We start from the raw sequence: 6674 nt of genomic DNA, 5'->3' as shown, positions 1-6674 counted from the left end.
TTTCAACCCAATGGAGACAAGGAGGCTCGAACTCCTGACCCCTACAATGCCATTGTAGTGCTCTACCAACTGAGCTATGACCCCATAATACTTCTTAATTTACTCGATCGCGTTCCCGGTTGTCAAGGGGAAGGCTTTAGGTTTTGGGCTTTAGGCTTTAGGGGTTGGATTTTAGGTTGAGGGCTGTGGGATTAAGGTTTTAGGCAATGGCTGGAATCTGAATGTTTTCAATATCCTCATTCCTGGTATTCATCTATCCCTAAAGCCCAAAGCCTAAAGCCTAAAGCCTAAAAAAGCTAGGCTGGGAAAATCCGCAAGCGGCGATTGGGTTCTTCGCCGAAGCTGGCTGATTTAAGGCGATAGTGTTCGATCAGTTCGTGTTGCATTTTGCGGACATAACTCGATCGCGGTAACAATTCGACTGGTTGACCTTTGGGGATGACAATTTGCTCGACAGCTAATCGGGCTTCCTCTAAGGCTTCGACTTCATCATCGCTACCGTTTTGGGAGAACAAGCGCATGTCATCGGCTTCGGGGATGCCCGGATCGTCCATGTGCAGCATTCGTCGCAAGGTGCGGGTAATTTGGGGAATCGTGCCCGATTTGACGCTGTAGATCGGGACTTGCCGGACTTTACTAATCTGGCGAAGTTTGGAGTGATTTTTGATGTGGGTTCGCAGAGCGAGGACGGCATCGGCACTGCCAATATCTTTGGTTAAGACTACGGGGAGGTTGAGGACTTCAATGACTTGATCTAATTCATCGCGACCGATGCCGTAGGGGTAAACGTGGAGGGGTAATTCTTCGCCGTTTGCCCCGACTGGTGTGCCTGTTGAGTGGATGATGGCTTCATCGTCATCCCAGTTGCGATCGAGGAGTTGGGCGAAGCCCAGATCGGCCTCTAGGGTCGCCTGTGAGGCGTTGGTGGCGAGGGTGGCTGGCATGGGAGCCATTCGACCGCTCGATCGCCAGCCACGGGGCGTTTGGGGGGCATTTGGCGGCGGCATCAGACCATTTTTTAAGGCTTCGGGGAGTTCGCGGACGATCGAAACTTTGCCTGTTTCGTCAACGGTGCGAATTTGGGGTGTCGGTTGGCGGTTGCGGAGCAGGGTATCGACCATTTCGGCGACGCTATCATGTACTACCCAGCGATGGCGTTCGTGCATTTCGACGGCGATTTCAAAGGTGGGGGGAGATTTGCGTTCGAGGACGGTTTTTTGAGAGGCACGCCGACGGGCTTCGTCGTCGCCGAGGGTGACTGCTTGAATCCCGCCGATGAGGTCGGAGAGGGTGGGGTTTTTGAGCAGGTTTTCGAGGCGGTTGCCGTGGGCGGTGCCGACTAATTGTACGCCGCGTTCGGCGATCGTCCGAGCGGCTAATGCTTCGAGTTCGGTACCGATTTCGTCGATGACGATGACTTCGGGCATGTGGTTTTCGACGGCTTCGATCATCACTTGATGCTGAAGTTCGGGGCGGGCGACTTGCATTCGTCTGGCTCTCCCGATGGCGGAGTGGGGAATATCACCATCGCCAGCAATTTCGTTACTGGTATCGATAATTACGACGCGTTTGCCAAGTTCGTCGGCTAAGACGCGCGCAATTTCCCGCAGGGCGGTGGTTTTACCCACGCCGGGACGACCCAACATTAAAATCGATTTGCCCGTTTCTACTAGGTCGCGAATCATATTAATCGTGCCATAGACGGCGCGACCGACGCGACAAGTCAACCCGATAATTTCGCCCGTGCGGTTTCTCAAGCAGCTAATCCGGTGGAGGGTGCGCTCGATTCCGGCACGATTATCGCCGCTAAATGAGCCAATGCGATCGACACAAGCTTGCAAATCTGCACGAGTAATGGGGATTTCGCTGAGATCTTCTGCCCCGTCGGGAAATCTGGCTTCGGGATATCGCCCTAAATCCATCACTACTTCGACTAATACGTCGAGTTTGGGATGCTGTTCTAAAGTAGTCCGAATCGATTCCGGCAACACTGCCAATAATTGGTGCAAGTCGTCAGTGATTTGCATTCTGCCCAGACTTAAATTTTCGTCCATTACTGTTATTAAGGTGATTCTTTTTTTAACCGCCAAGGCGCAAAGGGCGCAGAGAAAGAATTAGAGTCGATATTTTTTAGTGTGGGAAAAGAGCAGCCTTCACCCCTTCTTCTTGCTCTTTTCCCCCAACACTTCCATCAACTTTGCTACTAGATAAATCTTTCAACTGTCCGACTAATTCGTGCGCGATCGCCACCGCAGCAGATAATAAGTCTGGATGGTTTTCTAGTCTCCCCGGATCGTCCGTGCGGGCATCTAATTCATCGAGAATCGACGATAGTAAAACGCGCGCGTAGCTACCATAGGCAACACCGTGGACGTGGGTGCGAGTAGTTGGGGGTAAGAGTTGACGTTCCCGGAGTTTGGGGACGGTGTAATGGTTGGTACCGCCAGCTAGTTGCACGTAGCCAGGAAGATTTGCACTGAGGACTTTTTCGCCTAATTTAATTGCCGCATGAGTCGTCCCCGCACCGATATCGCCACTCATCGGTCTGCCATCGGTTTGCCACAGCAGTGTGAAGGGTAATGGGTGGGGATGGTAGGTTGCGGAAATAGTAGCGTGAATCGATCGCAGGTAGGCGATTAATTCGCGACTATCGGGACAACTAATCGCTAGCAATTTAAGCTGATGGGCGACGGGTGCGAGGATGCCCCACAACCGCCGAAAGTCGTCTAGATGTCCGGTTTGGGTATGAATTTCGATCGCGTCGATTTCTCCAGCGGCCAGGGCGGGAAAGATACTACTCGGCGTGGCGGCTCGGTCGCGTGTGGTAATTAAACCCAATGGACAAATCGGCAAACATCGCCCGCAACCATAGCAACGACTATCGATGACTCCCTGATGTGCAATCGCATCTGCCGGACAAATTCGCTCACACGGGCGCGAACAATCAGCCGGACATCGAGTAGGGTCGAATTCGGCTTTGCGAAAATGGGGGTCGGTACCATCATTTAAACTCACCATCAACCAGGGACGATCCGACGCTCGATCGATCTTGGCTAATTTACTCGCAACTCTGAAGCCATCTGTTGCCGCCCTAATTACCGCTAAATCGGCAGCAACATCGATACAATCAGCTCCTGCTAATGTATAGGCGATCGCGAGAGAACGAATGGCTGGTAGATGCCCAAAGCTAGCCCCACAGATGAGTTTGAACCATGTACCCTTAACTAATGAGTTGGCGGGTGAAGGATATTGCACTAGGACTGGGATGAATTTTCGCTGACACTATTACTAGTGGAAATATATTACGTATGCTGAGTGAAAACATTCATGACCGTCACCTCTTTACCCTAAGTTTGTCAGCGTCCTGATGTTGTAAATTATATCGAGATTTACAGGTGTGTGGCGAGGAATCGTACCCGATGTTAATTTTCTGTAATGCGACTCGATCTCCATCCTCTGGGCAACCACCGCACAACTGACTGCCATCGCTACGGGAGGGTTGGGACAAATTGCCAATGTTGGTGCCCCAAAGCTAAAAATCATTGTTACTGCATAATCTCTCCCAAGCTACCCAAACTATGTAGGGATAGCAGTCGCTATGTGAGTTTGTAACAGCATCAGTTTTACTAGCGATCGCTAATGATGTTAATTTTATCGAATATATATACATTTTTGATTAGATAATTTAGGGGATAAAATGAATATAAATAGATTTTGGCAGCGATCGGTTCAAAGATTTTTAAAGATATTCAGAGAGATTATCCGTCGCTCTAAAAAATTGATTAGTCCGGGTCGAGTACTATTAGCTAAAGCTGATGCTCAAGGTAAAGGCTTACAAATAGATCTAGCGATAGATTTTTATGAAGCCATTCTTGGTTGTCAAAAAAAGATCCGCTTTAAACATTGGAAGACTCTTGCTAATGGCCGCATGAGACTAACGACCAAAACAACAATTGTCGAGATTCCGCCGGGAGTTGAATATGGTACCCGATTGCCGCTAACTGGTGTAGACGTTAGTGTCGATCGTCAGGCACCGCGCGATTTATATGTGTTTATTTCTGCACCGTTATCACAAGACAATTTTAGACGAGATGGCAACGATCTTTTGTCGATCGTCCAAATTACTCAAAAACAGGCAGATCGAGGTGCTAAAATTAATGTCGATACAATTGATGGAATCGATCGACTGATAGTTCCACTAGGAACTCAATCTGGCAGCTATGTAACTCTACTCGGTCGTGGTGTATGCAAGATGGGATCGCCGGGTGAGCGAGGCAATCACCTGTTTCGGCTAGTAGTTGAATCATCGCACCCAGATCGATCGCCGAAACTACCAGCTTTAAACAACCAAACTCAATCTAAATCATCGCAACAGCGACCATCATCAAGCAATCTTCATAGCGATTTAAAAATACTCTTAGAAGAGCTAATCGAGCGTGGTTGGGCAAAAGATGAAGGATCTGCACAAATCGCCAAAAAAGGTTTGATAATTCGCCCGATCGTTCCCCTCGGAACCCAACCACTTAGTCAGGAAATCTTCAACTCGTTTACTCTCTGCTGCATTCATGCAAATTTGAACCTAGTGAAAAGGGGTCTAGCTGAGATATCTTACTGCTAAGTAACTTACAATGAAAGCATTCCAGCTAAAAGATCGCGCCAACGAGGATTATGGAAGTTATTCTCCCGCCAGAATTAGAATTAATAGTCAGTCGTCAATTGACTAGTGGCAAATATCCAGATCCGATTGCGGTAATTCGAGCCGCGATCGAATTATTAGAGCAGCAAGACGATATCTACCAAGGAAAGTTGGGAGAACTGCAACAAGCAGTAAGAGTTGGCTGGGAAGCATCTCAGCGAGGTGAGGTGGTTGATGGTAAAATCGCGATGGAGCAGATTAGAGCAAATCTCAGATCTCGATACCCTCAGCAAGACTAATGACCGCTCAATTTCGCCTGACACAACCAGCAACTAAAGATATCGAAGAGATTGCCGATTTCATCGCTCAACAAGCTGGCTTGTCACAGTCAGAAGCATTTTTGAGCAAGTTAGAATCTAAATTTTTTAACATTGTCACTTTTCCACAAATTGGTAGAAAGAGAAATGAGATCCTGACTAATGTTCGCAGTATTACACTAGATAAATATTTAATTTTTTATTTACCAATCGGTGAAGACATTGAGATTCTGCGAGTAGTCAGCGGCTACAGAGATTTATCAAGATTGTTTGCCGATCCTGACGAATAAGGTATTCTTTCGATCGTCAGTAAAACAGTAAAAGTAGTCGATACAGCCAAAATTATGAGACTACCACTATACAAAGAAGTTGTTCTGAATCGAGATTTTTCCCAGTACGAACTTAAAAAAGGGGATGTTGCGATGCTAAATGACTATGTACCTCATCCCGCAGATGGTGAAGAAGGTTGTATTTTAGAAATTTATAATACAACAGGTGAATTTTTAAAGGTCGTAACCGTGCCAATCTCCAGCATCGAAGCTTTGAAGCGATCGCGTATCGACAACAACTGCTAAAGTATCTATCTAGTCTACGATTTATCATGCTTCCCCAACACCGCTGGCAAATAGCACCGAGTAACTTATCACAGGCTGCAACATTGGCGGCGGGAATCGTGCTGACACCTGGAGAGCCGACATCGCCATTACTGGCACAGGTGCTGATGAATCGGGGCATTAAGACGCTCGAACAGGCGGAGTTATTCATTCATCCAGAAACAGCCCAATTACCCTCGCCGTTGACCGAATTTCCCGATCTGGAGCTAAGTTTAGATATCCTGGTACATGCGATCGAGCATCAGTCTAAGATTGCGATTTGTGGTGATTACGATGCCGATGGGATGACTAGTACGGCATTACTGTTACGTGCGCTCTCGGCGTTGGGTGCGGATGTAGACTATGCGATTCCCAGTCGGATGTCGGATGGGTACGGGATTAACAAGCGAATTGTGGAGGAATTTCACGCTGAGGGTGTGAAGTTAATTATCACGGTAGATAATGGCATTTCGGCGGTTGCGGCGATCGCTAGGGCGGTAGAATTGGGCTTGGAGGTAATTATTACCGATCACCATGACTTACCGCAGGTATTACCGCCAGCACAGGCGATTCTGAATCCGAAACTAATTGCTGAGTCTTCGGTTTATCGGGCGATCGCGGGTGTGGGTGTCGCTTATCTGTTAGCTTTAGAATTAGCCAATAGACTAGATAAACCATCTCTGAGCGATGAGTTATTAGAATTATTTACATTAGGTACGATCGCGGATCTAGCCCCATTAACGGGCATCAATCGTCGCTTAGTCAAGCAGGGTTTACAATTATTACCTAATTCGCAAGTTACGGGGATTCAAGCCTTAATTGAAATGTCTGGGACTCAAGGCGGCACGGTAGCAAAAAGCACTGCGATGAAACCTGAAGATATCGGGTTTAGATTAGGCCCTAGAATTAATGCGATCGGTAGAATTGACGATCCGCAGATTATTATTAATTTGCTGACAACTAACGATATGGGTGTGGCTTTAGCCAGGGCGATTCAATGCGAACAGGTAAATAAACAACGCCAAGACATGTGCGCGCGGATCGAGCAAGAAGCGACGATGCCAATTACACCATGATGCCAACCAGGATGGACGATAACTAAAACGCGATTTTGTTTGATGTTATAAT

General features: G+C 47.7%; 6 protein-coding genes, 1 tRNA gene and 1 pseudogene. 5 read left to right on the top strand and 3 right to left on the bottom strand.

All coding sequences use genetic code 11. From position 1 onward, the window contains the following. Positions 1-11: 11 nt before the first annotated feature. From Q0R35_RS08705 to ldpA, 3 genes are all read right to left on the bottom strand, one after another. Positions 12-84 (bottom strand) — tRNA-Ala (locus Q0R35_RS08705). A gap of 212 nt (positions 85-296) precedes the next feature. Continuing rightward, positions 297-2054, bottom strand: a complete 1758-nt coding sequence (locus Q0R35_RS08700; RefSeq protein ID WP_295616247.1) for a R3H domain-containing nucleic acid-binding protein — start codon at positions 2052-2054, stop codon at positions 297-299. Between the two features lie 76 nt (positions 2055-2130). Beyond that, positions 2131-3255: a circadian clock protein LdpA gene (gene ldpA, locus Q0R35_RS08695; protein ID WP_295616244.1), complete on the bottom strand. Its 1125-nt coding sequence runs from the start codon at positions 3253-3255 to the stop codon at positions 2131-2133. A gap of 442 nt (positions 3256-3697) precedes the next feature. Between ldpA and Q0R35_RS08690 the strand changes: the two genes are divergently transcribed. The 5 genes and pseudogenes from Q0R35_RS08690 to Q0R35_RS08670 form a co-directional block, all read left to right on the top strand. Further along, positions 3698-4618 carry a J domain-containing protein gene (locus Q0R35_RS08690; RefSeq protein WP_295616239.1) on the top strand — a complete coding sequence of 307 codons (921 nt, stop codon included), beginning with the start codon at positions 3698-3700 and terminating at the stop codon, positions 4616-4618. 50 nt (positions 4619-4668) lie between these two features. Then, the gene (locus Q0R35_RS08685; RefSeq protein WP_295616237.1) at positions 4669-4935 is read left to right on the top strand and encodes a type II toxin-antitoxin system ParD family antitoxin; all 267 of its coding nucleotides are present in this window, start codon (positions 4669-4671) and stop codon (positions 4933-4935) included. Further along, the gene (locus Q0R35_RS08680) at positions 4935-5243 is read left to right on the top strand and encodes a type II toxin-antitoxin system RelE/ParE family toxin (RefSeq protein WP_295616234.1); all 309 of its coding nucleotides are present in this window, start codon (positions 4935-4937) and stop codon (positions 5241-5243) included. The genes Q0R35_RS08685 and Q0R35_RS08680 overlap by 1 nt, the downstream gene beginning before the upstream one ends. Positions 5244-5297: 54 nt before the next feature. Then, positions 5298-5528 carry a DUF4926 domain-containing protein gene (locus Q0R35_RS08675; RefSeq protein WP_295616231.1) on the top strand — a complete coding sequence of 77 codons (231 nt, stop codon included), beginning with the start codon at positions 5298-5300 and terminating at the stop codon, positions 5526-5528. A gap of 26 nt (positions 5529-5554) precedes the next feature. After that, positions 5555-6601: pseudogene (locus tag Q0R35_RS08670) on the top strand (DHH family phosphoesterase); the annotation flags it as partial. Positions 6602-6674 lie beyond the last annotated feature (73 nt).

It is taken from the genome of Chamaesiphon sp. GL140_3_metabinner_50, assembly GCF_025361915.1.
In the GTDB taxonomy this organism is placed as follows: Bacteria; Cyanobacteriota; Cyanobacteriia; order Cyanobacteriales; family Chamaesiphonaceae; genus Chamaesiphon.
The sequence above is the reverse complement of the archived record's forward strand: the minus strand, read 5'-3'. Positions and strand labels throughout refer to the sequence as shown.